Origin of the sequence: Sphingobium cupriresistens, from assembly GCF_004152865.1 — a bacterium.
Taxonomy (GTDB): domain Bacteria; phylum Pseudomonadota; class Alphaproteobacteria; order Sphingomonadales; family Sphingomonadaceae; genus Sphingobium; species Sphingobium cupriresistens.
The window spans coordinates 1-26,663 of record NZ_SEOO01000041.1; the positions used below are offsets into that span (position 1 = coordinate 1).

The 26,663-nt window shown below is 60.9% G+C and carries 24 protein-coding genes and 1 pseudogene; 14 read left to right on the forward strand and 11 right to left on the reverse strand.

Features of this window, described 5'->3' with window-relative positions; genetic code table 11:
• The 4 genes from EWH12_RS22510 to bktB all read left to right on the forward strand — a co-directional run.
• The coding region (locus EWH12_RS22510) for a hypothetical protein (protein ID WP_207212437.1) at window positions 1-287 on the forward strand (287 nt) is incomplete at its 5' end.
• A gap of 257 nt (window positions 288-544) precedes the next feature.
• Entirely contained in the window at window positions 545-2,827 is a 2,283-nt protein-coding gene (locus EWH12_RS18225) for a TonB-dependent receptor (protein ID WP_242496115.1), read from the forward strand.
• Window positions 2,828-2,982: 155 nt separating this feature from the next.
• Window positions 2,983-4,617, forward strand: a complete 1,635-nt coding sequence (locus EWH12_RS18230) for a flavin-containing monooxygenase (RefSeq protein ID WP_129927448.1) — start codon at window positions 2,983-2,985, stop codon at window positions 4,615-4,617.
• Between the two features lie 124 nt (window positions 4,618-4,741).
• A complete protein-coding gene (gene bktB / locus EWH12_RS18235) occupies window positions 4,742-5,923 on the forward strand; it encodes a beta-ketothiolase BktB (protein ID WP_129927449.1) in 1,182 nt (393 codons plus the stop codon).
• A 27-nt stretch (window positions 5,924-5,950) separates the two neighbouring features.
• Here bktB and EWH12_RS18240 read toward each other — a convergent pair whose 3' ends face one another.
• The 3 genes from EWH12_RS18240 to EWH12_RS18250 are packed head-to-tail and all read right to left on the reverse strand — an operon-like array spanning window position 5,951 to window position 8,362.
• Complete coding sequence (locus tag EWH12_RS18240) at window positions 5,951-6,778, reverse strand: SDR family NAD(P)-dependent oxidoreductase (RefSeq protein WP_242496116.1); 828 nt, start codon at window positions 6,776-6,778, stop codon at window positions 5,951-5,953.
• A 44-nt stretch (window positions 6,779-6,822) separates the two neighbouring features.
• On the reverse strand, window positions 6,823-7,593 hold the full coding sequence (locus EWH12_RS18245) for an enoyl-CoA hydratase-related protein (RefSeq protein WP_066606391.1): 771 nt from the start codon (window positions 7,591-7,593) through the stop codon (window positions 6,823-6,825).
• Window positions 7,594-7,615: 22 nt separating this feature from the next.
• Entirely contained in the window at window positions 7,616-8,362 is a 747-nt protein-coding gene (locus EWH12_RS18250; RefSeq protein WP_207212438.1) for an SDR family NAD(P)-dependent oxidoreductase, read from the reverse strand.
• Window positions 8,363-8,722: 360 nt separating this feature from the next.
• On the opposite strand from EWH12_RS18250, the gene EWH12_RS18255 reads away from it, so the two are divergent.
• Genes EWH12_RS18255 through EWH12_RS18265 form a run of 3 tightly spaced genes read left to right on the forward strand, consistent with a single transcriptional unit; the run spans window position 8,723 to window position 11,571 of the window.
• Entirely contained in the window at window positions 8,723-9,805 is a 1,083-nt protein-coding gene (locus EWH12_RS18255; protein WP_129927451.1) for a zinc-binding dehydrogenase, read from the forward strand.
• Window positions 9,806-9,817: 12 nt separating this feature from the next.
• A complete protein-coding gene (locus tag EWH12_RS18260) occupies window positions 9,818-11,071 on the forward strand; it encodes a cytochrome P450 (RefSeq protein WP_129927452.1) in 1,254 nt (417 codons plus the stop codon).
• Window positions 11,072-11,079: 8 nt separating this feature from the next.
• Window positions 11,080-11,571: a flavin reductase family protein gene (locus tag EWH12_RS18265; protein ID WP_066606403.1), complete on the forward strand. Its 492-nt coding sequence runs from the start codon at window positions 11,080-11,082 to the stop codon at window positions 11,569-11,571.
• 39 nt (window positions 11,572-11,610) lie between these two features.
• Here EWH12_RS18265 and ribB read toward each other — a convergent pair whose 3' ends face one another.
• Both ribB and EWH12_RS18275 read right to left on the reverse strand, forming a co-directional pair.
• Window positions 11,611-12,747 (reverse strand): 3,4-dihydroxy-2-butanone-4-phosphate synthase, encoded by a 1,137-nt coding sequence (ribB, locus tag EWH12_RS18270; protein ID WP_129927458.1) that lies wholly within the window; start codon window positions 12,745-12,747, stop codon window positions 11,611-11,613.
• 28 nt (window positions 12,748-12,775) lie between these two features.
• Entirely contained in the window at window positions 12,776-14,461 is a 1,686-nt protein-coding gene (locus EWH12_RS18275) for a class I adenylate-forming enzyme family protein (protein WP_242496117.1), read from the reverse strand.
• Window positions 14,462-14,753: 292 nt separating this feature from the next.
• On the opposite strand from EWH12_RS18275, the gene EWH12_RS18280 reads away from it, so the two are divergent.
• The 4 genes from EWH12_RS18280 to EWH12_RS18295 are packed head-to-tail and all read left to right on the forward strand — an operon-like array spanning window position 14,754 to window position 18,380.
• The gene (locus EWH12_RS18280) at window positions 14,754-15,863 is read left to right on the forward strand and encodes an LLM class flavin-dependent oxidoreductase (protein WP_066606410.1); all 1,110 of its coding nucleotides are present in this window, start codon (window positions 14,754-14,756) and stop codon (window positions 15,861-15,863) included.
• A 60-nt stretch (window positions 15,864-15,923) separates the two neighbouring features.
• Entirely contained in the window at window positions 15,924-16,775 is an 852-nt protein-coding gene (locus EWH12_RS18285; RefSeq protein ID WP_207212439.1) for a crotonase/enoyl-CoA hydratase family protein, read from the forward strand.
• A 19-nt stretch (window positions 16,776-16,794) separates the two neighbouring features.
• Entirely contained in the window at window positions 16,795-17,730 is a 936-nt protein-coding gene (locus tag EWH12_RS18290) for an SMP-30/gluconolactonase/LRE family protein (protein ID WP_066606414.1), read from the forward strand.
• 56 nt (window positions 17,731-17,786) lie between these two features.
• Window positions 17,787-18,380: a TetR/AcrR family transcriptional regulator gene (locus tag EWH12_RS18295; RefSeq protein WP_066606416.1), complete on the forward strand. Its 594-nt coding sequence runs from the start codon at window positions 17,787-17,789 to the stop codon at window positions 18,378-18,380.
• 47 nt (window positions 18,381-18,427) lie between these two features.
• Here EWH12_RS18295 and EWH12_RS18300 read toward each other — a convergent pair whose 3' ends face one another.
• The gene (locus EWH12_RS18300; protein WP_129927454.1) at window positions 18,428-19,567 is read right to left on the reverse strand and encodes an LLM class flavin-dependent oxidoreductase; all 1,140 of its coding nucleotides are present in this window, start codon (window positions 19,565-19,567) and stop codon (window positions 18,428-18,430) included.
• Window positions 19,568-19,904: 337 nt separating this feature from the next.
• On the opposite strand from EWH12_RS18300, the gene EWH12_RS18305 reads away from it, so the two are divergent.
• Window positions 19,905-20,561 (forward strand): TetR/AcrR family transcriptional regulator, encoded by a 657-nt coding sequence (locus EWH12_RS18305; protein WP_129927455.1) that lies wholly within the window; start codon window positions 19,905-19,907, stop codon window positions 20,559-20,561.
• A gap of 130 nt (window positions 20,562-20,691) precedes the next feature.
• Here the strand turns inward: EWH12_RS18305 and EWH12_RS18310 are convergent, their stop codons facing one another.
• Window positions 20,692-21,375, reverse strand: coding sequence for a hypothetical protein (locus EWH12_RS18310; RefSeq protein WP_201785538.1), 684 nt, complete (start codon window positions 21,373-21,375; stop codon window positions 20,692-20,694).
• Window positions 21,376-21,543: 168 nt separating this feature from the next.
• Window positions 21,544-21,930 carry a PH domain-containing protein gene (locus EWH12_RS18315; protein WP_066607437.1) on the reverse strand — a complete coding sequence of 129 codons (387 nt, stop codon included), beginning with the start codon at window positions 21,928-21,930 and terminating at the stop codon, window positions 21,544-21,546.
• Between the two features lie 145 nt (window positions 21,931-22,075).
• Here EWH12_RS18315 and EWH12_RS18320 point away from each other — a divergent pair, with 145 nt between their 5' ends.
• The gene (locus tag EWH12_RS18320; protein WP_129927456.1) at window positions 22,076-22,627 is read left to right on the forward strand and encodes a nuclease; all 552 of its coding nucleotides are present in this window, start codon (window positions 22,076-22,078) and stop codon (window positions 22,625-22,627) included.
• Window positions 22,628-22,653: 26 nt separating this feature from the next.
• Here EWH12_RS18320 and EWH12_RS18325 read toward each other — a convergent pair whose 3' ends face one another.
• Both EWH12_RS18325 and lepA read right to left on the reverse strand, forming a co-directional pair.
• Window positions 22,654-23,097 carry a hypothetical protein gene (locus EWH12_RS18325; protein WP_242496118.1) on the reverse strand — a complete coding sequence of 148 codons (444 nt, stop codon included), beginning with the start codon at window positions 23,095-23,097 and terminating at the stop codon, window positions 22,654-22,656.
• Between the two features lie 29 nt (window positions 23,098-23,126).
• Entirely contained in the window at window positions 23,127-24,935 is a 1,809-nt protein-coding gene (gene lepA, locus EWH12_RS18330) for a translation elongation factor 4 (RefSeq protein ID WP_129927457.1), read from the reverse strand.
• 183 nt (window positions 24,936-25,118) lie between these two features.
• Between lepA and EWH12_RS18335 the strand changes: the two genes are divergently transcribed.
• Window positions 25,119-25,889 carry a CsgG/HfaB family protein gene (locus EWH12_RS18335; protein WP_066606434.1) on the forward strand — a complete coding sequence of 257 codons (771 nt, stop codon included), beginning with the start codon at window positions 25,119-25,121 and terminating at the stop codon, window positions 25,887-25,889.
• Window positions 25,890-25,940: 51 nt separating this feature from the next.
• Here the strand turns inward: EWH12_RS18335 and EWH12_RS18340 are convergent.
• Window positions 25,941-26,480, reverse strand: a pseudogene (locus EWH12_RS18340) (acyltransferase family protein); the annotation flags it as partial.
• Between the last annotated feature and the right edge of the window lie 183 nt (window positions 26,481-26,663).

Here is a 26,663-nt window from a genome sequence, read left to right on the forward strand (position 1 = left end):
GGCCATTCTGTCATCGGTCATCGTCTTCTTCTCCAGGTTCGAGTTCGCATCCGAACCCTACCAGAAGATCGACGGTGGCCACCCTCTCAGGGAAACCTTCCTACACCACCCCGTGGGACACGACCGATCATATAGCATTTGACCGGCACATGCGCGCGCTGAGCGCCGCAGAGTGGCGAGTGCGCGTGCGAATTAGAATCGCCGGCGCCTTGCGGCACAAATTCACCCTAATTTTAGTTTGTTTTGAAATTTTGAAAATGCCTCAAAACAATCTGAATTTTACGTGAAACCCTCACATTCGAAAAACAATCTATCTATCTGTAATTTATATATAAATACGGCGATTTAACCAGTCTCGTCTTGCCGTCGCAACCTTTTGCGTTCGACCAGTTGCGATACCTGCGTTCCCGATTGACATTTGCCTAATCATAGTTAGTCTAATGTTCTCAAAGATGCCTGCAGGGGCACGCCAAGATGGGAGAGTGTTATGAATGTGAAGCAACAATTGGCTTGCGGCATTGCCACTATTGGGCTTTTGGCTGCGATGCCCGCATTGGGCCAGGATGCCCCGCAGGCGGCGGACGATAGTCAGAGCAATGAAAAAATTGCTTCGCCGGCCGACATCGTTGTCACCGCCCAGAGGCGGGAACAATCCCTTTCCAAGGTTCCGGTGGCCGTGTCGGCTTTCAATGCCGACACGCTTCAGTCGCGCAATGTGGCAAGCGAACAGGATCTCGCGGCGCTAGTTCCCGGACTGGTGGTCAAGAGCGGTCAGAACTCCAACCAACTCAACTTCACCCTGCGTGGCCAGACACTCGATCCCTTTTCCGGCTCAAGCCCCGCGGTTCTGACCTATATCAACGAAGCGCCGGCGACCGAAGGCAACACATCGACGGCCTTTTTCGACTTCAATTCTGTGCAGGTCCTCAAAGGACCGCAGGGCACTTTGTTCGGTCGCAATGCGACGGGCGGCGCGATTTTGTACGAAACGGCGAAGCCGGGTGACGACTTTGGCGGGTTCCTGACTATCAAGGGTGGTCAGCGTAATTATATCCAGGTGCAGGGCGCCGTGGACATTCCAGTATCCGACATGATCAAGGTTCGTGTCGCCGGCGATTACAACAAGCAGGACGGCTATATCCGCAATATCAAGACCGGCAACACGCTGGGCGACACGGATTCGCTGTCAGGCCGTATCACGGTCGTCCTGGAACCGAGGGACGGTTTCAAGATGACGACGGTCGCGCAGTACAGCGACTTCGGCGGATCGGAAGGCGCTGGCGGTCTCTATTCCTATCATATGGCGGGAGAGGTCAATAACGGCTATGTCCTCAACAGCACGCTCGATACCCTTTATGGCGTGAACAGCCCTTTTGCTCCCTTGATCGGCGATGGGCCACGGGGCGACGGCACATGGCCGGGCGCCGTAGCGGGCTATCTGGCCTGGCAGCAGGCGAATCCCTATAAGGTCTGGCTAAGCTATGACCTGCCGCACAAGGCTCACACCGCGTTCATCACCAACACTGTCGAGGCGGAAATCGGCGACGATGTCGTGCTGAAGAACATCTTCAACTATGCCGACGCCTTCGCGCGCACGCCAGGTATTCTGACCGGTTCGCCCTTCGGCTCGCTGAGCCTCTACAATCGATCCGGCCTGGGCAACGGCCCTCCAGGCGGCGAGGAATTCAGCACAGAGCGGATTTCGAACGAACTGCAACTTCAAGGAAAAACGGGCGGCCTCGAATATATCCTGGGCGTCTTCTATTCCGACACGACGAAGCAGGAATATATTCCGGTCATCGTCGGCGCGGAATTGCCGACGCCGCTGGCCGACATCGCTTATAATTACGAAGTCGGGAACGAATCGAAGGCGGTGTTTGGCCAGCTGACCTATGCGGTGACGGACAAGCTGAGCGTAACCGCTGGCGGACGCTATAGCTGGGAGACGGTGAGCCTTCGCCAAAAGGCAGGAAGCCTCTTCAATTTGAACGGCTCCACGCCATTCAAACAGGAAGCCAAGCTCCATGATCCGAGCTGGACGTTCAATATCCAGTATCAGATCAATTCGGGCAACATGGTCTATTTCGCGCAGCGCGGCAGCTTCCGCGCCGGCGGCTTCAACGGCGCGGTCGGCCCGTTCAACAACGCCAATTTCTTCGACAATGAAAATACCTATGATTTCGAACTGGGCTATAAGTTCAACGACTATATCGGCGCCATGCCGACCCGGATCAATCTGGCCATCTATCGCCAGATCGTGAAGGATGCGCAGCATTCGCTGTTCGTCGATCTGGGCGCAGGCCCGTCGGCGTTCACCGTAAACGTGCCCGAAAAGCGCATCCAGGGCGTCGAGTTCGACGCCAATGTAAAACCCAGCGCCTGGCTGGAACTGGGCATTTCGGGCGCCTATACCGACGCGAAATTCACCAAGAATATCGTTGACCTCGCCCCGCTGGGCGGGCCGATAATTCCCTTCGACACCTATGCCGACGCGCCCAAATGGGCGGGTTCTGTCTTTGCCGAAATCACCATGCCCCTGTCGGAAGACGTCGGAAAGGTGAAGCTGCGCACCGATGTGTTCGGCCAGACATCCACCCATTTTTCGAACAACGAAGGCTCGATTACGCCGCGCACCAAATTGCCTGGCTATGCGACCGTCGATGTTCGGTTGAGTTGGAACGACGTCATGGGCAGCAAATTCTCGGTCGCGGCCTACGCCAAGAACCTGCTCGACGAATTCTACTATAATTCGGGCTATGTCGAAGGCGGCAGCGGCGGCTTCAACACGGCCATCTGGGGGAACCCCAAACCTTTGGCGCGGAAGTGACCTACCGCTTCTAAGGCGCAATCTGAAGGGGGGCAGGCATGTCTTGTCCCTGTCCCCCCTCTAAGCTTCCAGGCGCCGCTGACCCCATCAAAGCGCGCGACATATAGTCTATTCCCGTTCGGGACAGGCGCATCGCGTCAGGAAAGACACAGGACATGCCGACAATTATCAACCCCGATTATGACGCAGTCGTGATCGGTGCGGGCGTCACCGGCATCTATCAAACATATCTGCTCGACCAGAATGGGATGAGCGTGCTGGGCGTCGATGCGGCCGAGGATGTCGGGGGCACCTGGTATTGGAACCGCTATCCGGGCTGCCGGCTCGATACCGAAAGCTATGCCTATGGCTATTTCGCGCTGAAAGGCATCATCCCCGAATGGCGGTGGAGCGAGAATTTCGCAGGCCAGCCCGAAATGCTGCGGTACGTCAACGCTGCGGCCGACAGGATGGATATAAGGCGGCTGTACAAGTTCAAGACCAAGGTCGTATCGGCCCATTATAATGAAGCGGACAATGTCTGGGATATCAGGCTGGACGACGGCGCCTGCCTGACCTGCCGTTATCTGATATCGGCCACCGGCCCGCTATCGGCATCCGCCATGCCCGATTACAAAGGGCTGGACCTGTTCCAGGGCGAGGCTTTCCATTCGTCGCGCTGGCCCACGGATGCAGACGGCAAGCCCAGGAATATCGACTTTGCAGGCAAGCGCGTGGGCGTGATCGGCACCGGCGCCACCGGCGTCCAGATCATCCCCATCGTCGCGGAAACCGCGCAGGATCTGTTCGTGTTCCAGCGCACGCCCAATTGGTGCACTCCACTTGGCAATTCGGCGCTGGGCGAGGAGGAGATGGACCTGATCAAGGCTCGTTTCCCCACCATCCTCGAATATGTCAAGACGACGCCAACCGCCTTCCCCTATCATCGCGATACGCGCAAAACATCCGAAGTGCCGGAAAAGGAGCGAAACGCATTTTTCGAGGCTCTTTACGACAAGCCTGGATACGGAATCTGGCTAAGTACCTTCCGCGACCTGCTGCTAAGCAAGGAATCGAATAAAATCCTGGCGGATTTCGTCGCCGGCAAAATCAGGCAGCGGGTCGATGATCCAGAGGTCGCCGAAAAGCTGATACCGGTCGATCATCCATTCGGCGCGAAGCGCGTGCCGATGGAAACCAACTATTATGAAACCTACAACCAGCCCAACGTCCATCTGGTCGATATAAAGACGACGCCGATCGACGAATTCGTGGCGCAAGGCGCGAAGATCGGCGAAGAGATTTACGATCTGGACGTCATCATCTTTGCGACCGGGTTCGATGGCATCACCGGATCGCTCGACCGGATCGACATCCGGGGCCATGACGGTGTGCGACTGATCGACGCCTGGGTCGATGGTCCGTCAACCTATCTAGGCTTACAGGCGCGCGGCTTTCCCAACTTCTATACGCTGGTTGGACCGCATAATGGCTCGGCATTTTGTAATGTCGGGGTGTGCGGCGCGCTTCAGGCTGAATGGGTCACGCAGATGCTTTGTTACATGAAGGCTGGCAATTATAGCTATGCGCAACCGACGCAGGTGGCCGAAAAACAGTGGACCGACGCGGTATATGCCGATTTTGCCAGGACGCTGATGGCCGACACCAATGCGTGGTGGGTCAAGGTGACGCAAAAGCCCGATGGGACCACCGTGCGCCGCACTCTGGTCTATGTCGGCGGTGGCCCGGAATATCGCAAGCGATGCGAGGAGGTCGCCTATGGCGGCTATGAGGGGTTCGAACTGGCGTGATGCCCGGCGACGGTCGCGACTTGCGCATAGGCCGCATCGACAGCTATCCACCCGGCGATAGCGAACACGACCGATCAGGCGATATTGGCAGCCTGTATTGCGTTACCCGGTTCAAGGAGCGGCTATGACATCTGTATATATTCTGGCGGGCGTTCGTACTGCGATAGGCGACTTTGGCGGCAGTCTTAAAGACTATCCGCCAGCGAAACTGGGCGCTGCGGTCATCGCCGAAGCCATTGCACGGTCGGGCATCGCCGCCGATCAGATCGGTCATGTCGTCATGGGCAATGTCATCCCCAGCGAACCCAAGGACGCCTATCTGGCGCGGGTCGCGGCGGTCGACGCAGGCATTCCGATCGAGGTGCCCGCCCTTACGCTGAACCGCCTGTGCGGTTCGGGTGTCCAGGCGATCATTTCCGCCGCGCAGATGCTGGCGCTGGACGAATGCGATTTCGCCGTCGCCGGTGGCGCGGAGTCCATGACCCGTTCCCCGCACCATGTCGCGGCGGCCCGTTTCGGGCAGAAGATGGGCGACATCAAAATGGTCGATGCGCTCATTGCGGTGCTGAGCGATCCCTTCGAAGGCATTCATATGGGCGTGACCGCCGAAAATGTGGCTGCCGATCACGACATTTCGCGCGCGGATCAGGATCGTCTGGCCGTCGAGAGCCACCAAAGGGCGGCGCGGGCTCAAAAGGAAGGGCGCTTTTCGTCGCAAATCCTGCCGATCGCGGTCAAGGATCGGAAAGGGACGAGACTGTTCGATACCGACGAGCATGTGCGCGCCGATGCCAGCGTGGAACAGCTTGCCGGGCTGAAGCCCGCCTTCAAGACGGATGGCTCCGTCACCGCTGGCAACGCATCGGGGATCAACGACGGCGCGGCCGCCCTGGTCCTGGCGTCGCAGGCGGCGGTGGACGCGGCCAATCTGAAACCGCTGGCCCGAATCGTCAGTTGGGGTCATGCCGGCGTGCAGCCGGACCGTATGGGCATCGGCCCGGTCAAGGCGGTTCCCATCGCCCTGGCGCGCGCGGGCCTTGCGCTTGAGCAGATGGATGTCATCGAATCCAACGAAGCCTTTGCGGCGCAGGCCTGCGCCGTCGCCAAGGTCCTGGGATTTGATGCAGAAAAGGTCAATCCGAACGGGTCCGGCGTAGCCCTGGGCCATCCGGTTGGCGCGACCGGGGCGATATTGACCGTCAAGGCGATCTACGAACTGGAGCGGATCGGAGGCCGATACGGTCTGATCACCATGTGCATCGGCGGCGGACAGGGCATCGCCATGGTCATCGAGCGGATGGGATAGCCTATCCGCTGGCGATGCCCGTCCAGATCACCGAACGGAAATCAGCCCGCCATCGACAGGGATGAGTTGCCCGGTGATGAAGCGGGCGCCATCGCTGGCCAGGAATAGCAGGACGGGCGCGAGATCCGTGTCCGCGTCACCGAATTTTCCGCCCAGCGGGATCTGTTCGGCGGTCGCCTTGTCATGCGCGGCCAGGTCTTCCGGAGACAGGGCTTCGCGAAAGCGCGCGTACATGGGCGTTACTATGTAGGGCAGCACCGCATTCATGCGGATATTGCGCTTGCCCCATTCGCGCGCGACGCTGCGCGTCCAGGCGTGAACCGCCGCCTTCGACGCGCCATAGACGGCATTGTTGATTTCGGCGGTCAGCCCGGATTCAGACCCGAAATTGATGATCGAGCCGCCGTCCGGCATGTGCCGATAGGCGGCGCCATTGGTATAGATGGTGCCGTTCACATTGACGTTGAAAAGCCAGGCCAGCGTTTCGTCAGGGACATCGTGGGTGGGGGCGTGACGATGGACGCCCGCGATATGCGCCAGCACGTCAAGGCCACCCAAGCGCACGGCAGCCGCATCGAAGGCCGCGTCCACTTGGGCACGATCGCCCACATCGCAGGCGATAAAGAAGGCGGACCCTGGCCCTTTGGCAGTCGCGGCGGCGGCAATCGCCTCCCCCTGCGCCCCATCGATGTCCAACGCCGCGACATGCGCGCCGGCCGCCACATAGGCGCGCAGGGCGGATGCCCCGATACCTTGCGCCGCGCCGGTCACGATGATCTTCTTGCCGTGCAATTCCATGACAGTAGTACCTTTCTCCACGCAGCTGGGCTGCACCTGATTTTCTGTCGGGATCATGTCCCGCGACTAAAGATCATACGCGGCGCATGGGTGGCTGACTTTCACCGGCCTTGCCATTTGGGCGTGCGCCTTTCCTTCCAGGCCGACGCGGCTTCGGCACAGTCGGCCGTCGCCGCATAGGCATCGATCAGCGGATAGCGGCGATCGAGCGCCGCGTTCAGGCCATGGTCCAAACCAAGCAGCGCGGCTTGCTTCCCGCCTTGGGATACCAAGGGCGCGCAGGCGAGGATCTTCTGGGTCCATCGTTCAGTCGTTGCGGCAAGATCCGCCATTGGCGCGGTTTCGTTGACCAGGCCGAAATGCAGAGCGCGGGCCGCGTCGAGCGGTTCGCTCGCGATGATCATCGCCATCGCCACATGATGGGGCAGTTGGCGGATGGCGCGATGCACGACGCCGCAATGGTCGATGACCCCCGCCCGCGCCTCTGGCAGGCGGAATTGCGTGTCGTCGGCCGCGATCAGGATGTCGGCGCACATCGCCATTTCAAAGCCCAGGCCAAGGACATGGCCGTGCACCACGGCGATCAGAGGCTTTTGCAACGGCACGAGGCGTCCGCCAATACCCGTCAGCCCGCCGCCGAACGACAGCCCGTCCTCCCCAGCGGGCGGGTCCGCCATATCCGCGCCTGCGCAAAAGGCCCGATCCCCCGCCCCAGTCAGGATCGCGACGCGAATATCGGGATCGCTATCGATCCGCGCCCATGCCTGGACCAACGCCCGGTCCATCTCGGCGTTGATGGCGTTGAGGACCGCAGGCCGATTGAGGCGGACCTCCGCCAGCTTTCCCCGCACCTCAAACGCGATCGATGCCATGGGTTTTGGCTCCGTCTGTCGCTTAGTGCGCCAACATGCCGGCATCGATCAAATGTTCGGCCCCGGTGATGTAGGAGGATTCATCGGACGCCAGGAACAGAACGAGGTTCGACACCTCGATCGGCTCGGCGATCCGCCCGAGCGGAATTTGGGCAAGCGCATCGCCGCCCACCTCGTCGGTCGCCTCGACCATCATCGGCGTCTGGATGAAGCCGGGATGGACGGAATTGACCCGGATATTATGCTTGCCATATTCCATCGCCGTCGCCTTGGTCATGCCGCGCACGGCAAATTTGCTCGCCACATAGGCCAGGCTGGGAAAGCCGTAATTGGCGGCCATGCCCGCGATCGACGAAATATTGACAATGGACCCGCGCCCGGCCTTGACCATCACTGGCAGGACCGCCTTCATCCCGTAGAAGACGCTATGCTGGTTGATGGCGCAGACCTGATCATAGCCTTCTTCGGTCAGGTCGACAGTCGCCGCCATCGGACCCAATATGCCCGCATTATTGACCAGAATGTCGATCTTGCCAAAGGAACCCACCGCCGCCGCGACAACATCGGCCCAGGATTCCGGCTGGGTGACATCATGGGCCACGAAGGTTGCAGCGGCGCCCAGTTCGGCTGCCAGCGCCTGCCCGCCATCGACATTGCGATCGGTCAGGATGACATTGGCGCCTTCCTGCACGAAGAGGCGCGCGTGCGATTCCCCCATGCCCCGCGCCGCGCCCGTGATGATGGCGGTTTTTCCTGTGAGGCGGCCCATATTCTCTCCTATATCTGGGTGTTTGGCCGTTTAAGCCTAATTACAGTTATACAAAGCGCGAGTTGATCGGAAAGTCAAGGACGGGGCAGCCGCCAGGATCGTTCTGACCGAAAATTGACCCATGGAATGAAATATATTTCTTATATATCAGATATATATGCCATTATCCGGTTATTACATTGAGCGGCCTGCGCATTGGGATCGGCACCCTGTCGAGATTGCTGTTGCATATTTTATCTAATTCTGATTAGTTTTATATCAATCGAACGCCGGGTTAAGCGGGCGCGACACCATGTCAGCGGTATCTTTGGGTCGGCGAGATGGTGGGACCAAATTGGGTTGGCATCGAGAGGATGGGCCATGCACGGTAAAGCCGCAGTACTGGTTGAAAAAAACCGCTTGGAAACATGGGATGTCGAGGTCCATGCGCCGGAACCGGGCGGCGCGCTCGTCCGCACGATCTTGGGTGGCGTCTGCGGCAGCGACGTCCATATCCTGACCGGCGAAGCCGGCGAAATGCCCTTCCCGATCATATTGGGGCATGAAGGCGTCGGCGAAATCACGCAGTTGGGTGCCGGCGTTTCCACCGACTATGCCGGAACGCCGGTCAAGGCTGGCGATCTGGTGATCTGGTCGCCGATCGCCCTGTGCCATCGTTGCTATTCCTGCACCGTGCTGGAACAGACGCCGTGCGAGAACAGCCAATATTTCGAGGATGCGGCCAAGCCCAATTGGGGCAGTTATGCCGACTATGCCTGGCTACCCAACAACATGCCCTTCTATCGCCTGCCCGACGGCGCGCAGCCCGAAGCGATCGCTGCGCTCGGCTGCGCCCTGCCGACGGTGTTGCGCGGCTTTGATCGCTGCGGTCCGGTGCGTTTCGGCGACTCCGTCGTCGTGCAAGGCGCAGGACCGGTCGGCCTGTCCGCCATCCTGGTCGCGGCGCAGGCCGGCGCGCGCGAGATCATCGTCATCGACGGCGCGCAGGCCCGGCTGGACGCCGCCATGACGCTGGGCGCCACATCCACCGTGTCGCTCAGCCTGTCCCCTGACGAGCGCAAGCGCATGATCTATGACCGGATCGGCAAGCAGGGACCGGACATCGTGATCGAGGCGGCGGGCGCGCTGCCCGCATTTCCGGAGGGCGTGGACATTAGCGGCATCCACAGCCGTTACATCATATTGGGCCTGTGGGGCGCGATCGGTACGCAGCCCATCTCTCCGCGCGACCTGACGCTGAAAAACCTGACGATCGGCGGCGCATCCTTCCCGGCGCCCAAAAATTATTATCAGGGGATGCAGTTCGCGGCGCGGGTGCAGGATCAAGTGCCGCTGGCCGCGCTAGTCAGCCATCGCTTCGGCATCAGCCAGGCGGCAGAGGCGCTGACCGTCACCAAGAATGGCGTCGCCACCAAAGCCGTCATTGATCCCACGATAAGCTGAGAGGACGTAGGCATGAACGTCGATACGATCGCCCCGCCATCCGCCAAGCACCGTATGCCCATTCCCGATTATGTGCCTGCGTCACTCGTGCGCGACATCGACATCTACGATCTGGATGGCATTGAGGAAGGCGTGCATGAAGCCTGGAAGAAGGTGCAGCAGCCCGACACCCCGCCGCTGGTCTGGACGCCCTTTACCGGCGGCCACTGGATCGCGACGCGCGGCGCGCTGATCGATGACATCTATCGCAGCCCCGATCGCTTTTCGAGCCGGGTCATCTGGGTGCCGCGCGAGGCGGGCGAGGCCTATGACATGGTCCCGACCAAAATGGACCCGCCCGAACATACGCCCTATCGCAAGGCGATCGACAAGGGGCTGAACCTGGCCCAGATTCGCAAGGTCGAAAGCGATGTGCGGGCGGTTGCAATCGACCTGATCGAAGGTTTCGCGGCGCAGGGCCATTGCGACTTCGCCAAAGATTTCGCCAATATCTTCCCGGTGAAGGTCTTCCTGGCGCTTGCGGGCCTGCCAATGGAGGACGCGGCGGGCCTTAATGCGCTGGCCAAGGAAATGACCCGGCCGTCGGGCAATACGCCGGAGGAGCAGGGACGATCGTTGAGAGAGGCGAATGCAGGCTTTTTCGCCTATGTCGCGCCGATTATCGCGGAACGACGCGGTGGCGCCGGCACTGACCTGATCACGCAGATGGTCAACAGTGAAATCAACGGCGCACCGATGCCCGAAGACAAGATGCTTGGGCTGGTGTCGCTTTTGCTGCTGGGCGGCCTGGATACCGTCGTCAATTTCCTCAGCTTCATGATGATCTACCTCGCGCGCCATCCCGAAACCGTCGACGAGATGATCGCCGATCCGATGAAGCTGCAACGCGGCGTGGAGGAAATGTTCCGTCGCTTCGCCGTCGTGTCCGATGCGCGTTATGTGGTGGCGGACATGGAATATCATGGCACGCAACTCAAGGCTGGCGACCTCATCCTGCTGCCAACGGCGCTGCATGGCCTGGACGATAGCCAGCATGAAGACCCCATGACGGTTGACCTGTCCCGCCGCAATGTCGCCCATTCGACTTTTGCGCAGGGGCCGCACCGTTGCGCGGGTATGCACCTGGCGCGCATGGAAGTGCTGGTCATGTTGCAGGAATGGCTGGCCCGCATCCCCCGCTTTGCCCTGAAAGAAGGGGCTGCACCCGTCTATCACGCCGGTATCGTATCTGCGGTGGAGGATATTCCGCTGGTCTGGAAAGTTTGAGGAAAAGCATGTCCATCGTCGCAGACGCCGATACTTTCCGGCAAATATTGGGCCATTATCCGACCGGGGTGTGCGCCATCACCGCCACGCAGACGGACGGCACCCCCGCCGCGATGATCGTCGGGTCGTTCACCTCCGTCTCGCTCGACCCGCCATTGGTCGCCTTCTTCCCCGACAAGGCTTCATCCAGTTGGCCCAAGATCGAAGCCTGTGACGGGTTTTGCGTCAATGTGCTGGCGGACGATCAGGAGGGTTTGTGCCGGACGCTGGCGTCCAAAGACCCTGCCAAGTTCGACGGCGTGCCGCATCATCTGTCGGCGCGCGGCGCACCGATATTGGACGGGGCGCTGGCATGGATCGACTGTTCCTTCCATGCGATCCATGAGGCGGGCGACCATTATATCGCCATCGGCGAGGTCCACGCGCTCGACATCCACCATCCCGGCGCGCCCTTGCTGTTCCACAAGGGGCGTTACGGCAAAGTGTCGCCTTTGCTGTAACCATATGGAGCGAGGGGCGGACCAATCTCGCCCCTCCCCTCAATCGGCCAACATAGGCGCGGGCGCGACGTTGGCGTCCCGCAACGGAATGCGATCCCCCACCGTCAGGCCAAAGCCTTCGAGCGCCGCCAGCTTCGCCTTGCTTGATGTCAGCAAGGTCATCTGCCGCACGCCCAGGTCCAGGAGTATCTGCGCGCCTATGCCATAGTCGCGGGTGGCATGGGCATCATGATAGGTTTTGCGTCCTCCCTCGATCCGTTTGGAGATGGAATCCGGGCTGGGATCGCGCACGAACACCGCGACGGCCTGCCCCTCATGCGCGGCGATGGCTTTGAGAGCCTGCGGCACATAATCGGGATGCGCCTGGGACCAGCCGAGCATGTCGGTCGCCATGTCGACTTGATGCACGCGGACCAGCGTGTCGCGATCGGGGCGGATGTCGCCCTTGACCAGTGCGACATGCTCGCCGCCATCGACCAGGTTGCGATAGACATGGATGGTCAGATCGCCACCATAGAAGCTGTGGAAGGGCGCGCTCGCAACCCGCTCGATCAGCTTTTCGAACCGCCGTCGATAGGCGATCAAGTCCGCGATCGTGCCGACCTTCAACCCATGTTCCTTGGCGAAGACCAGCAGTTCGGGCAGCCGAGCCATGCTGCCATCGTCGTTCATGACTTCGCAGATGACGCCGGCGGGCGTCAGACCGGCCAGGCGGGATATGTCCACGGCCGCTTCGGTGTGGCCTGCCCGCACCAATACGCCACCGTCACGCGCCGTAAGGGGGAACACATGCCCCGGCGACACGATGTCCGCCGATGTCTTGGTCGGATCGACCGCCACGGCGATCGTGTGCGCGCGGTCCTGCGCCGATATGCCGGTGGTCACGCCTTCGCGCGCTTCGATCGATATGGTAAAGGCCGTGCCATGACCGGACTGGTTGTTGATGGCCATGGGCGGCAATTTAAGCTGTTCCGCCCGCGACTTGGTGATCGCCAGGCAGATCAGTCCGCGCGCGTGTTTGGCCATGAAGTTGATCTGGCGCGGGGTCGCGAATTGGGCCGGTATGATGACATCGCCTTCATTTTCGCGATCGTCGGCATCGACCAATATATAGGGCAGCCCATTTATCGCGTCGTGAATAATGTCCTCTATGGACGAAATGCCTTCGCTACTCATCGATCCGTCTTTCATGTCTTGGCTGCTTTCAGGCCGCGCCGCGTTGCGTGGCGAGGTGGGCCAGCGCCATCTCTTTCAATATATTCTTCTGAACCTTGCCCGTCCCGGTTTTCGGCAGATCGGCGTCGGCGATGAACCAGATGTCGCGCGGCAATTTATATCCGGCCACCTGCGGCTTCAACCAGGCCAGAATATCCTCGTCCGACACGGCATGGCCCTCGGCGCGGACGATCCACGCGCAGCCGCATTCGCCCCAGCGATCGTCGGGCATACCAATGAAGAAGGCCTGCCCGATAGCGGGGTGGGTGGTGACGAGCTGTTCCAGTTCCTTGGGCGACACCAACTCGCCCCGGCTCTTGTACAATTCCTTCGACCGCCCGGTCAGGAACAGGTTGCCGTCAGGCCGAAACTGCCCCAGATCGCCGGTGCGCAGCCATCCGCCCGGCAGAAACAGCTTTGCCGTTTCCTCCGGTCGGCGGAAATAGCCAAGACTGTTCATTGGTCCCCGCGTGCACAGTTCGCCCGCGGCACCGGGCGGCAGGTCCGCGCCGGTAACGGGGTCGATGGTCTTGAATTCGCAGATACGGCCATCCTGCGCGGCGATCCCGGCGACGCCTGCTTGAACGATACAGCCCTGCGTCTCTGCCACGACCTCGATCGGATCACCCGGCTGGGTACAGACGATCGTCGCCGTCGCTTCGGTCTGGCCGTAGCTGGTGAAAATCTCCTCGCACCCGAAGGTTTCCTGAATGTCCCGCCAGACCCAGCTTGGGGTTGGCGCCGCCGCGCTATGGACGGCGGTAAGCGAACTAAGGTCATAGGATTTGACCTTCGCCCGCTCCATCATCGCGATCGTCATGGTGGGGACGCCCATCAGATAGGTCGCGCGGTGACGCTGTGTCGCGGCCAGCAGCGCGTCGGCATCGAAACGGAGCAGAGGGACGATCGACCCGCCAACGATCATGCCGGACAGCAGGCCCACGACCAGTCCGAAGCCATGATAGAGGGGCAGCGAAAAGACCGCGCGCCGCCCTTCGTCGAATGCCTGATGATAGGCTCCCGCATAGGCCGCGCGCAGCAGATTATCATGGGTCTGCACGACCCCCTTGGGCGATCCGGTCGTGCCCGACGTGAACATGATGACGGCGGGATCATGCGGCTCCGCCCCTTGTGACGGCAACACGCCTGCCGGCAGAGCGTCGAAAAAGGTCTGGGGCGCTTCCGCATCATAGACCAGACCCGCGCGCAGTTCCGGCAGGGCGGCGCAATCGCCGGTGCGCCAGCCGGGGATTTGGGCGTCCAGTTCCAGATCATAACGGCGCGACCCAAAGCGCGCCATGCTGATCAGGACATTGCAGCCCGCTTCCCGCACCGCATATTCCAGATCCTTGGCCGCATAGAGCGTGTTGATCGCAACGGCGACGCCGCCCGCGCGCCAGATGGCGAACATCAATGACACCGTTATCGGGTAATTGGCCAGCAGCAGCCCTACGCGATCGCCCCTAGAGACACCGAGGCCGCAAAGAGCCGCCGCGAGACGCTCCGACTGCTGGCGGACTGCAGCATAGTCGAGCGTTTCGTCATCGGTGATGACAAGAGGTTTTGCCGCAAAATGGCGCTGCGCGCGCGCAAGATAGGCATCCAGCGTCATCTCCTCCCAGACGGGGTGCCGATCCGACATCGCCTGCCGTCGTTCCGCTATGGCCTCGTTCAACGCGGCTCTCCTCCTCTACCTAATAGCGGTTAATATGCCAACATTGGCAATTTGCGTCAAGCGTCGTCCTGCCCCAGAAAGTGGACGAGTTGGCTGCCATGCCCTCGTCGCGAGGGATGAAAATCGTCATTAATCATTGATAATATTATATATTATTGAAAAAGACGAATACCTCAAGATGATAGCATCCGGCCCGATCGCGATGTTCCAGCGCCAAAGATTTGATCTTGGGCTTGCCAAAGTAGCCTAATTTTGATTAGTTTATCTCCATCGGCATATTTTGGAGGCGTTTATGGATGTGGGTTTGGGGCTGACGTTCCAAAATCTAAAGGATCAAGTCAGCGATATCGAGGTTTTCAGACATGAACTGGCGCTTGCGGCTGAGGCCGAGGATCGCGGCTTCGACTCGGTGTGGACCCCGGAGCATCACTTCACCGGCTACATGATGACGCCCAACGTCCCCCAATTCCTGTCCTGGGTCGCCGCCAAGACCAGCAAGATCAAGCTGGGCACCACGGTCACCGTACTGCCGTGGCAAAATCCTGTCCGCATCGCCGAAAGCTTCTTGCTTTTGGACCAATTATCCGAAGGTCGTGCCATATTGGGCATCGGCCGTGGCCTGGGCAAAGGCGAGTTTGACGGCTTTCAGGTGCCGATGGGCGAAGCGCGCCACCGGTTCCGCGAATATGCCGAAGCGCTGCTCAACGCGCTGGAAACGGGCGTCATGGAATATGACGGCAAATATCTGCAACAACCGCGCGTCGAACTGCGCCCGCGCCCCTATGCCAGCTATCGCGGCCGCGTATTCGCGTCGGCGGTATCGCCGGAGTCGGTCAAGCTGATGGCGAACCTCGACGTCGGCCTGATGATCATCGCGCAAAAGCCGTGGGACCGGGTTGCCGAAGATGTAAAAAGCTATCGCGACCGCTTCTTCGCGATGCAGGGACGCCCTGCGCCCAAGCCCGTGGTCGTCGCCTTCGTCGCGGTGAACGAGGATGCCGCCAAGGCGCAGGAGATGCGCGACAAATATCTCGTCGAATATGCCCGATCCACATCGTCCTTCTACCAGTTCGGGAACAAGGAATTCGAGAAGATCGAGGGCTATGAATATTATGGCGCGCTGGCCAGTAGCGTCGAAAAGCATGGCATCGAGAAATTCAACAATTTCCTGGCCGATCTCCAGATATGGGGCCGCCCGGAAGAGGTGGTGGAAAAGCTCAAAGCCATGGTCGATCGATTCGATGTCGGCAGCTTCATCATCTATACCCAGTTTGGCGACATGCCCTTTGATGTCGGCCGCGACAATTACGAGCTGTTCGCCCGCAAGGTTCTCCCGCATCTCAAGGACATCGACGTGTCCGCTCCGGCCGTGGCGCCCAGCCCCCTGCAATCGGTCGCCTGAGCTGTTACCATCCGTCGCGGCGCGCCAGATGCCGCGACGGGGAAGATAGAGAGGATGAACATGGAAGACGCCGCACAGCTGCTGCTGTACGAGGTCCGTGACGGAACGGCCTGGATCACCCTCAATCGTCCCGAAAAGCGCAATGCGCTGAGCGAGCCGTTGCAGGAGCAACTGAGCGCTCTGCTATGGGAAGCCGATGAGGATAATCGCGTTCACGCCGCCGTCCTCAAAGCGGCTGGCCCGGATTTCTGCTCCGGCTACGACCTCCAGAAATATGATCAGCCCATACCGGGTCAGGTCGATCATAAGCGCGGGCGCGCGAAATTCGACGACGATAGCTGGCATCAGGAAAAAGCGCAGCGGCTGCGCATGGCGCTGTTCGACATGCACAAGCCCGTGATCGCCCAGGTCCATGGCCGCTGCCTGGCTGGCGGCACCGACCTGGCGCTCTTGTGCGACATGGTGATCTGCGCCGACGATGCGCTGTTCGGTTTCCCGCCCGCCCGTTCGCAGGGTTCCCTCCCCAGCCACATGTGGCTCTATCTGGTCGGTCCGCAATGGGCCAAGCGGCTCCTTCTGACCGGCGATTCGATCCGCGGAGACGACGCCGCGCAGATCGGGCTGGCGCTCAAAGCGGTCCCTGCCGACCAGCTCGACGCGGAGGTCGCCGCGCTCGCCGCGCGCCTTGCCCTGATCGACGCCGACCTGCTGAGCGCCAACAAACGGATCGTGAACCTTGGTCTGGAACTGATGGGCGCCCGCACCTTGCAGCGCATGGCCGCCGAAATGGATGCGCGTGGCCATCTGGCCGCCAGCCGCACCCGGTTCAACGAAACGGTGCGTAACGAGGGATTGAAGGCGGCGGTCCGCCAGCGCGACGATCCCTTTGGCGACCCGGTGATCAAACTATAACAGCAGACAGGATGAGTCGATGATGGAAGGCGAAGGCTGGCGGTGCCTGTGGGACGCCAAGGCGATATTGGGCGAAAGCACGGTCTGGGACGATCGGGACGGCTGCATCTACTGGGTCGATATCGAAGCCCCCAGCATCAACTGGTTTCATCTCGACAGCGGCCGCACGGGACGCTGGGACGCGCCGGCCTGGATCAGCGCGATCGCGCCGCGCGCCAGCGGCGGCTTCGTCGCCTCCTGTGCCGACGGCTTTGCCCATGTCGATCCCCACAAACAGATTTATGCGCCGTTCATCCATCCGATACCCAACCCCAAGATCGCCCGGCTCAACGATGGCGTCACCGATCGCAAGGGACGGTACTGGTCCGGTTCGTGCGATTCCAGCCAGTGGGACGAAAGCACGACCACCGATGACAAGGAAAGCACGCTCGGCAAACTCGACGTGCGCAACACCGGCGAACTCTATCGCCTGGACGCCGATGGCGGCGTCAGCACGCAGGAACGCAATATCGTCACTGCCAATGGGCCGGCTTTCAGTCCCGATGGTCGGACCGCCTATGTGAACGACTCCATGCCGCTGGTCAGTTGGGCCTATGACGTCGCCGACGATGGCACGCTATCGAACCGCCGCGACTTCCTGAACTTCAAGCCGCAAGACGGCTATCCCGACGGAATGGCTGTCGATGTCGAAGGCTGCATCTGGATGGCCTTTTACGAAAGCTGGGTGTTGCGCCGCTTTGCGCCGGACGCGACATTGCTGGAGGAACGACGGCTGCCGGTGCGGCGCGGTCTTCGCCCTGCCTTTGGAGGCAGCGACCATGAGCGGCTCTTCCTCATCACTGGATCGCAGGGCTTTTCAGCCGCGACATTTGCCGAACAGCCGCTCGCTGGCGGCCTATTCGAAATTCTCGCTCCCCCCGCGCCAGGCGTCCCTAATTCCCTTTATGCCGGGTAGACGGAAACCACGCTTCATGATGCTGTCTTTCCCTTATGATTTTGCTAAGGGACGCCATGGCACACGCAGATAATGGCCGAACGCGCATTTTGGACTCGGCCGCGACAGTCCTCCGTCAAAAGGGGCTGGCGGGCGCGAAACTCAGTGAGATCGCCAAGGGCGCCGGGATGCTGGCGCCCAGCATCTATCATCATTTCCCTTCCAAGGACCATCTGGTCGAAGATGTGATGATGGAAGGAATTTACCGCAACAGCCGCCACATCGTCGCCCGTGTCGAGGTGTTGGGACTCGAAGCGTCTCCCTTGGTGCGCCTGCGCGCCGCGATCGTGGCCCATATCGACTTCCTTTTGTCGGGCGACGATTATTCCTCCGCCGTAGCGCGCGTGTTCGACGATTTGCCGGATGAAATGCGTCGACGGGTTTTGGCCGCCTATTCCAGCTTCGACAATTATTGGCGCGACCTCATCGTCGCTGCGCAGGCAGACGGCAGCGCCAGCGCCGCACTGGACCCAACCGTGGTCAGGAAATTTCTGATCGCGATGCTCGATTCCAGTTCATCCTGGTATCGGCCAGGCAAGTTGGGACCAGCGCAAATCGCCGAGCAGGCAGCCGACCTTTTGCTACATGGATTCGCCAGCGGGACCGTCTAGGACAAGCATGGGAAGGGGAGAATTCATCCCCCCCTCCCTATTGCCTGTCAGGCGGCCACCGTTTCCGCAGCGGTTGCCTTGGCACCGGGCAGTTTGACCCGCGGCGCCACTTCCTTGGCGATCAGTTCCAGCGAGTTCCACCAGGGCGTGGGATCATCATAATAGTCATGCGATTCGACCTGTAGCGTGCCCCAGCCGCCGGTCGCCTCGAACAGCGTGTTGAGCTTGTCGACGACCGTATCGGGCGATCCGACCACAAAGACGTTATCCACCAGGAATTCCAGGTCGGCGTCGGCCGGATCGATGCCCGCGTCCTTGGCAAAGCCGTCCATCATGCCGAACCGATGCCAGATCGGGATCAAATATTTGTTGAAGCAATAGCCGATCGGCCCTTCCATCACGAGCCGCTTGGCTTCCGCATCGGTATCGGCGCAGAATACGGTCTGCGATACCGCATGACGCTGGCGGATGGGGGTGAAGCCCGCCTTGGTATTGGCTTCCGCGTAAATCTCCCAATGACGCTTGAGCGCATCAAGCCCTGAGTAGATCGAGACGGGCTTGAAGTTCTTTTCGCCGGCGAGTTTCATCGACGGGGAGTTGGCGCTGAACCCGGTGACGGCGATCTCCGGGAACGCGCCGTTATAGGGCGCGAAATTCGCGAGCATGTGCTGCTCATCGTCCTCGGTTTCCGCAGGCGCCTCTTCGGGATAGCCCGCGTCCCAATATTTGCCTTCGAAGAAGAAGGGCTCGCGCTTCCAGATCTTCTCCATGATGCTCAGCGACTCGCGGACCATATCGTTCAGCATCTGCGGTTCGGCATCCTTGATGCCATGGATATAGGATGCTTGCGGATAAGCGCCCGCGCCGATACCCAGAAAATAGCGGCCTTCCAGAATCTGCGAGAGCCAGCCGACCATGATGGCCAGTTTTGCGGGATGCTGGTGCGGTAGAATATGCGCCATTGGCGCGAATTTGATCTGGCTCGTCTGCAGCGCCGCGGCGGCCATGATCAGTTCGGGGTTGGGGATATTTTCCCATATCTGCGACGCATGTTCGGAGATCATCATGGAGGTGAAGCCCGCCTTGTCGCAGGCTACGCTATTTTGGACACCCCATTCGAAAGTCTGCCTCGCGGTACGTCCTGGACGCATATAGGGGTGAAAGATAAGGCCGGTTTCCATCGCCATGAAAGTCTCTCCTTGAGCGTCTGTCGCGTCATGCCGTTTTTGACCGTCTTGGCGCGGCGTCGGCAGGACCTGTCTAATGACGATTAGGGAATAATCGCATCGGCCAATTTAAGTCAAGTGTAAATGCGTTCTTGGCTTGTCGGGAGGTGTCCCCGGCGCAAAATTCGCCGGAGCGCGTCATTCAGACCCTGAAATTCGAGAAAAGTTGAATTTCCTGATATTTCATGCAAGCTGGCGAACGCATAGGTCGCCTTTCGGACTCACGACATCTCCATGCAGGCAGTCAAAAATATTACACTTGTTTTAGGATATTGCGGTGGCGAACGTGGATATTGAAATGAGCGCCCCGCTGACCATCGAAGCCATGGACGGAAAAACGCGCCTGATTCTGGCGGGGGAGCAGCTTTTCGCCCAAAATGGCATCAATGGCGCGTCCATGCGGGAGATTGCGACGAAAGCGGGCCAAGGCAATCATGCTGCCGTGCAATATCATTTCGGATCGCGCGAAGGCTTGGTACGCGCCATTTTCGACTATCGCATGGAGCAGATGGAGGCGGAACGCGGCGCCATGCTCCAGCGCGCCAAGACAACCGGCAGCCTCAAGGATGCGCGGACCATCCTCGAAATCATCCTGCTACCACAGCTTCATCTGCACGACGCCGACGGCAACCACTCCTATGCGAGCTTCCTGAGCCAATATCTGCTGCAAAGCCGATCGCCAGAGTTTGGCGACTTTAGCGGATCGGAACCGCCCCATTTGACCGAAGCACTACAGTTGATGCGCGAGCGCGTCGATTACCTCCCCCCCTATGTGGCGCAACGACGGCTGATCAGCGTCAGTCTCATGTTCCTCAATATCTTGATGCGACATCATGGCACGGATGAAGCCGGGTTTGGGGAATCCTTTCCCAATGCGCTGGAAGACACGATGGAACAGATTGTCGGCAGCATGTGCATGCCACTTCGACTGGCTTCGCCGCGATGCTGTGGATAAGCGCCAAGATTGACGGTCAAACTGCCGCAACAGGCTCGACCAAAACATATGCGACGAAATCCTGCGGCTCTGGTAGAACAGATTTGATCCGCTGGAGCATCGCGCTGGAAAGTGCGAACCTGTTTTCCGCTTAAAGCTCCAACCCGATCAGCGTCCCGCTGCCGATCCGGTCGACATGACGCTTGCCGTCAATCTCCAACCAGTCGGGCGTCACCTCCAGCCGGCGGCCGTTGATCGTGGTGCGCAGATGCTCCACCGCGATTCGGTTGCGCGCGACGATGCGCAGCACCGCCAGCCCGTCGCCCCGCGCCGCCATCATGCTGTAACGGTCGCCGCGCAGCAGGAAATGCCAGCTGCCGTCGGTCGGCTTCCATTCATTGCCGTCGATGATCTGGGTCGCCACCCCGTCGGGCGAGCCCAGCCGCACGCTGATCCGCGTCGCGCCATTGGTCCGGCGCGGCGGCGCGAAGATCAGGATCGGTTCGCCCTCCAGCGTTATCGGGATCGGCGTGTCGCGCAACAACCGCGATCCGCCGACGATAAGCTGCGGCAACTCGGCGGAAAAGGGCAGCCGGTCGCGCGCGAAATGGCGCTGGCGCACCACCGGATTGGCATGGAAGCTTTGCACCTGGGTCGCGGTCAAGCGCCCCTCCTCCACCAGCCCATGGCAGGTCGGGCATAGCAAAGTCGCCCCCGGTCCGTCCGGCAATCCCAGATAGCGATAGATGGTGACGCCGCAACGCACGCAGGCGAAGCCGCAAGCGTGGCGGATTTCGGCGCGCTGCTCGGCCGTAAGATCCGGCAAAGACGGCATCACTCGCAAACCAACCATGGAAGACGACCCCTTATCCCGCCGTTCACCCCTTTGTGAACGGACGTTCCTGACATGGCGTCCTCTTGCGAATTGAGGCTCTGCGACCCCTCTTTAGTCACCCTATCGTTGAAATATATCGGCTCAAGTCAAGGGGCTGGACGAAATAGTCTATCTCTGCGGCAACAGATCGACGTTGCGCGCGGCGGCGATCGCGCGGATACGGTCGGGCCGCGGCATGTTCTTGATCGCGATTTCCGCCATGTCCCCGGCGCTGAACAGTTCGACATGGCCGACGCCGAAGACGCGCTGGCCCAGGCTCTGGGTGATGCGCACCGACCGTATACTGGACAGCGCAATCTCGGTCCGCTGCTTGGCCAGCAACCCGCGCTCCATCAACACGTCCCGCTCGCTCAGAGCCAGCCGCTCGCCCTTGCGCAGCACCCACCAGATCGCGATCGCGACGATGCCGACCACCGAAACCAGCAGCAGCAGGAACAGGAAAGGATGCGCCCGGAACATCGCGGGATGCTCGTCATACAGCCAGGTATCGCTCACGCCGCCTCCGTCGCTATAGCCCGGCGACTTGACCATGGCTCGGTCGGGGCGTCAAGGCGCACGCTGTCCCACGGCGCCGTTCCATCTGGTTAACCGAAATTTTCCATAAGCGATGGTAAAGCGTCCGCTCCATTTGGGACGAATCATGGCACGCAATCTGTACGACGTCGGCGATCGCCACCCGGACGAGAGCGGCGCCTGGCTGAACGAGAAGCAGGAAACGCGCACGCGCGTCGTGCCGATCGGCCTTCTGCTAGTCGCGCTGGCGCTGGCGATCGCCGTGGCCCTGTTGCTGGCCAAGATCCTGCCCGCCCACGGCGAACCCATGAACGCGGATGCTGCGCCGATGACCATCACCGACCAGTTCGCGCTGTGCGACGACGCCAAGGGCGACGCCTGCGTCTTGTCCGCCAGCACTTATGCCTGGCGCGGCCGCCATTATCATATCGCCGACATCCATGTGCCCAGCGCGACCGACGCCCGCTGTCCGGCCGAAGCCGACCGCGCGCAGAGGGGCCGCGCCGCGCTGGCCGCGATGCTGAATGGCGGCGCGTTCGAAGCCCGGCCAGATACCGCCGACCCTGATCCGTCCGCCAGGTTGCTGCTCCGCGACGGCGTGTCGATCGGCCAGTTGATGATCCTCAAAGGCCACGCCAAAGCCTGGTCGCGCACCCCGATCAACTGGTGCGCCGGCTGATCGCCGAACTGACCGGGAAATATGCCCTACCCCCCGCGCGCCCCGACCGCCGCCAGCACCTCGCCCGCCAGCCGCGCATAATCGGCGCAAGCGCGCTGCATGGCGGCCTCGGCCCCTTCGCCGCGCAAACGTCCGAAACAATGGCGGTTCTGCGCCGCGCGCATTTCGCGCAAACGCGCCTGCGCTTCCACCGCCAACCCCAGTTGCGGCCCGGCCCGCCGCCAGGCTTCCGCCGCGCTATAGATGCGGCGGCCCGGATGGATGCCCGGATCGCGCCCCGCCGCCACGCCCAGTCGGTGGACGCGCCCCGCCTCCACGATCAGGTCGGTCAGGAACAGGTCAAGTTCGCGCAAGCCATTGCCGATCAGCTTGGCGGGCATGGCGTCACGCCGCCTGCCCGCCGCTTGCGGACACACGCCCCAGGACATGCCGTTGGCCAGAAACGCCGCCGCCCGTTCAATCCGGGCCAACTGGCCCAGAAGCGCGGCGTGCGGGTCGATCAGTTCTCGTCGCCCATGCGCAGCGCGGCAATGAAGGCTTCCTGCGGGATCTGGACGCTGCCATATTCGCGCATCCGCTTCTTGCCTTCCTTCTGCTTGTCGAGCAGCTTCTTCTTGCGGCTGACGTCGCCGCCATAGCATTTCGCGGTCACGTCCTTGCGCATCGCGGCTATGGTTTCGCGCGCGATCACCTTGCCGCCGATCGCGGCCTGGATCGGGATTTTGAACAGATGGCGGGGGATCAGATCCTTGAGCCGTTCGCACATGCCGCGACCACGCGATTCGGCGGTGCCGCGATGGACGATCATGGACAGCGCATCGACCGGCTCTGAATTGACCATGATGCTCATCTTGACGAGATCGCCCTCGCGATAGCCGATCTGGTGATAGTCGAAGCTGGCATAGCCCCGGCTGATGCTTTTCAGGCGATCGTAGAAGTCGAACACCACTTCGTTGAGCGGCAGTTCATAAGTCACCTGCGCGCGGCCGCCAACATAGGTCAGGTTCTTCTGGATGCCGCGCCGGTCCTGGCAGAGTTTGAGGATCGAACCCAGATATTCGTCGGGGCAATAGATGATCGCCTCGATCCATGGCTCCTCGATCTCGTCGATCTTGGTGGGGTCGGGCATGTCGGCGGGATTGTGCAGTTCGATCTCGCCCGCGCCATAGGTCAACTGGATCTTGTACACCACCGACGGCGCGGTGGTGATGAGGTCCAGGTCATATTCGCGCGTCAGCCGCTCCTGGATGATCTCCAGATGGAGCAACCCCAGGAACCCACAGCGGAAGCCGAAGCCCAGCGCGGCGCTGCTTTCCATTTCGAAACTGAAGCTGGCGTCGTTCAGGCGCAGCTTGCTGATGGAGTCGCGCAGCTTGTCGAAATCATTGGCGTCGACCGGGAACAGGCCACAGAAGACCACCGGCTGCACTTCCTTGAAGCCCGGCAGCGGCACGCTCGCGCCATTTTTGACCGTGGTGATGGTGTCGCCGACGCGGGTCTGCGCGATTTCCTTGATCTGCGCGGTGATGAAACCGATTTCGCCCGCCGCCAGTTCGGGCAATTGCTCGATCTTGGGGCGCATACAGCCGACCCGGTCGATCAGATGTTCGGTGCCGCCGATCATGAACTTGATCGCCTGGCCCTTCCTGATGACGCCATTGACCACGCGGACCAGGATGACGACGCCCAGATAAGGGTCGTACCAGCTATCGACCAGCATCGCCTCCAGCGGGGCGTTGCGGTCCCCCTTGGGCGGGGGAATTTTGCGGACGATGGCTTCAAGGATTTCGTCGATACCGATACCCGACTTGGCCGACGCCAGCACGGCTTCGGACGCATCGAGGCCGATCACATCCTCGATTTCCTTGCGCACCTTTTCCGGTTCTGCGGCAGGCAGGTCGATCTTGTTGAGCACCGGCACGATCTCATGGTCATGTTCGATCGACTGATAGACATTGGCCAGCGTCTGCGCCTCCACGCCCTGCGCCGCGTCCACGACCAGCAGCGCGCCTTCGCACGCGGCGAGCGAGCGACTGACTTCATAGGCGAAGTCGACATGCCCCGGCGTGTCCATCAGGTTCAGTTCATAGGTCTGCCCATCCTTCGCGACATAATCAAGGCGCACCGTCTGCGCCTTGATGGTGATGCCGCGCTCTTTCTCAATGTCCATATTATCAAGGACTTGTGCGCTCATTTCGCGGTCGGTCAGGCCGCCCGTGCGCTGGATCAGGCGGTCGGCCAGCGTCGACTTGCCATGGTCGATATGGGCGATGATGGAAAAATTGCGAATATGGCTGAGATCGGTCATTGCGCGCCGATAGCAGCAGTTGCGCGCCCTGTCAGCAGGATCGCGCGCCAGGCCTGCATTCCATGACAATGGCCGTCATAGACCGCCCGCATTGCTTGGAAGCATCCCTGCCCTGTGATAAGCTTTCGCAAAAGACGGGGCGCGCGACATTCTCTCTATCAAGCAACAAACGGGGTTCTTGAAATGCGTGGATTGAACAAGCTGACGGCGGCCATGGTTTGCCTGGCGATGGCGACGCCGCAGGCGATCGCGGCGGACAAGGGGTCGTCGGGTCGGCAGGCCCAAACCAAGAAGCAGATGGAAATTCCCCGCTGCACCAAGCGCCTGGGCACCGTCGCGATCGTCGAGCCCGACAATCAATGGTGGCGCGAACTGAACTTGGGCAGTCCGGAAGCGATCATCAAGTTGTTCGTGCAGCAATCGGGCTGTTTCGGCATCGTCAATCGCGGCCGCTCCATGGCGAGCCGCAATATGGAACGGGCTATGGCGGATTCCGGGGAACTGCAGGCTGGGTCGAATCTGGGCAAGGGCCAGGTCAAGGCGGCGGATTATTTCATTCAGCCCGATATCGTGACCACCAACAAGAATAGCGGCGGCAACGCCCTTGGCGGTCTGGTCGGCGGCTTCCTGGGCGGGCGCACCTTGGGCGCGTTGGCGGGCGGCATATCGATCAAGAAGAGCGAGGCCAATGTCATGCTGTCGGTCGTCAACGCCCGCACCACCGAGGAGGAGGTGATGGCCGAGGGCTATTTCCGCAAATCCGACCTCAGCTTCGGCGGTGGCGGCGGCCTTGGCTGGATGGGCGGCCTCGCCGCCGTCGGCGGCGGCGGCTATCAGAATACCGATATCGGCCAGGTGATCGTGCTGGCCTATCTGGACGCCTATACCAAGATGGTGACGCAGATGGGCGGCCTGCCCGAAAATGCGGCCGCCGCGGCGCCCGTCGCACAGTAAAGCTATAGGATTAAAAAGGGCGCGGCCGGCAACGGCTGCGCTTTTTGTGCTTCAACCCTGAATGGTCGCTGCGCTCGCTATCGCCAATCGGGCGTCGCGGCGGCGCTTCCACCAAGCGATGATGGCTTCGCCAGCGGGCCGCTCCACCAACCGGTTGATGACTGTGCCCAATGTCAGCGCCACGGCGAAGGCCGCGGCGAAGCCCAGCCAGGGACTATAGCCCGCCTTGGCGAATTCCAGCATGACGACGAAGCCGACATGCTGGTGGATCAGGTAGAAACTGTAGCTGATCCCACCCAGCCAGACGAGCGGGCGAAGGCTGAGGAAGCGCAGATGGCCGTGGATCAGCGCCAGGAAGGCGGCCATCAGCACACAACCCACGATCGTCACGTCCCATGTCTCCATGGTCGCGATAGACAGCAGCGCGAGCGCCGCATAGGGAGCCTGCTGCGCCAGAGTCCGCTGCCCCGACCAGAGGCGGTAGGCCAGCATCCCGATCACGAAGAAGGGCGTGTAGCGCAGCACCAGCAGCATAATGATCCGTTCCGGCATGTCCGGCCACAGCCAGAACAGCCAACGCACCGCCAGCCAGAGCCAACTTGAACAGTGCTTTTGGAAAAGGCATTTTTGTTCAATGACATGCACGTACCGGCGCGAGTGTTACCACTACATTTTTGGGTTTGGTTGAGCTTGCAGAGGCTTAGGTTCGCGGCGGCAGTTCGCTGATATTGGCCGGCAGCGCGATGCCGGTTGCCTTGAAGACATTCCCCACCT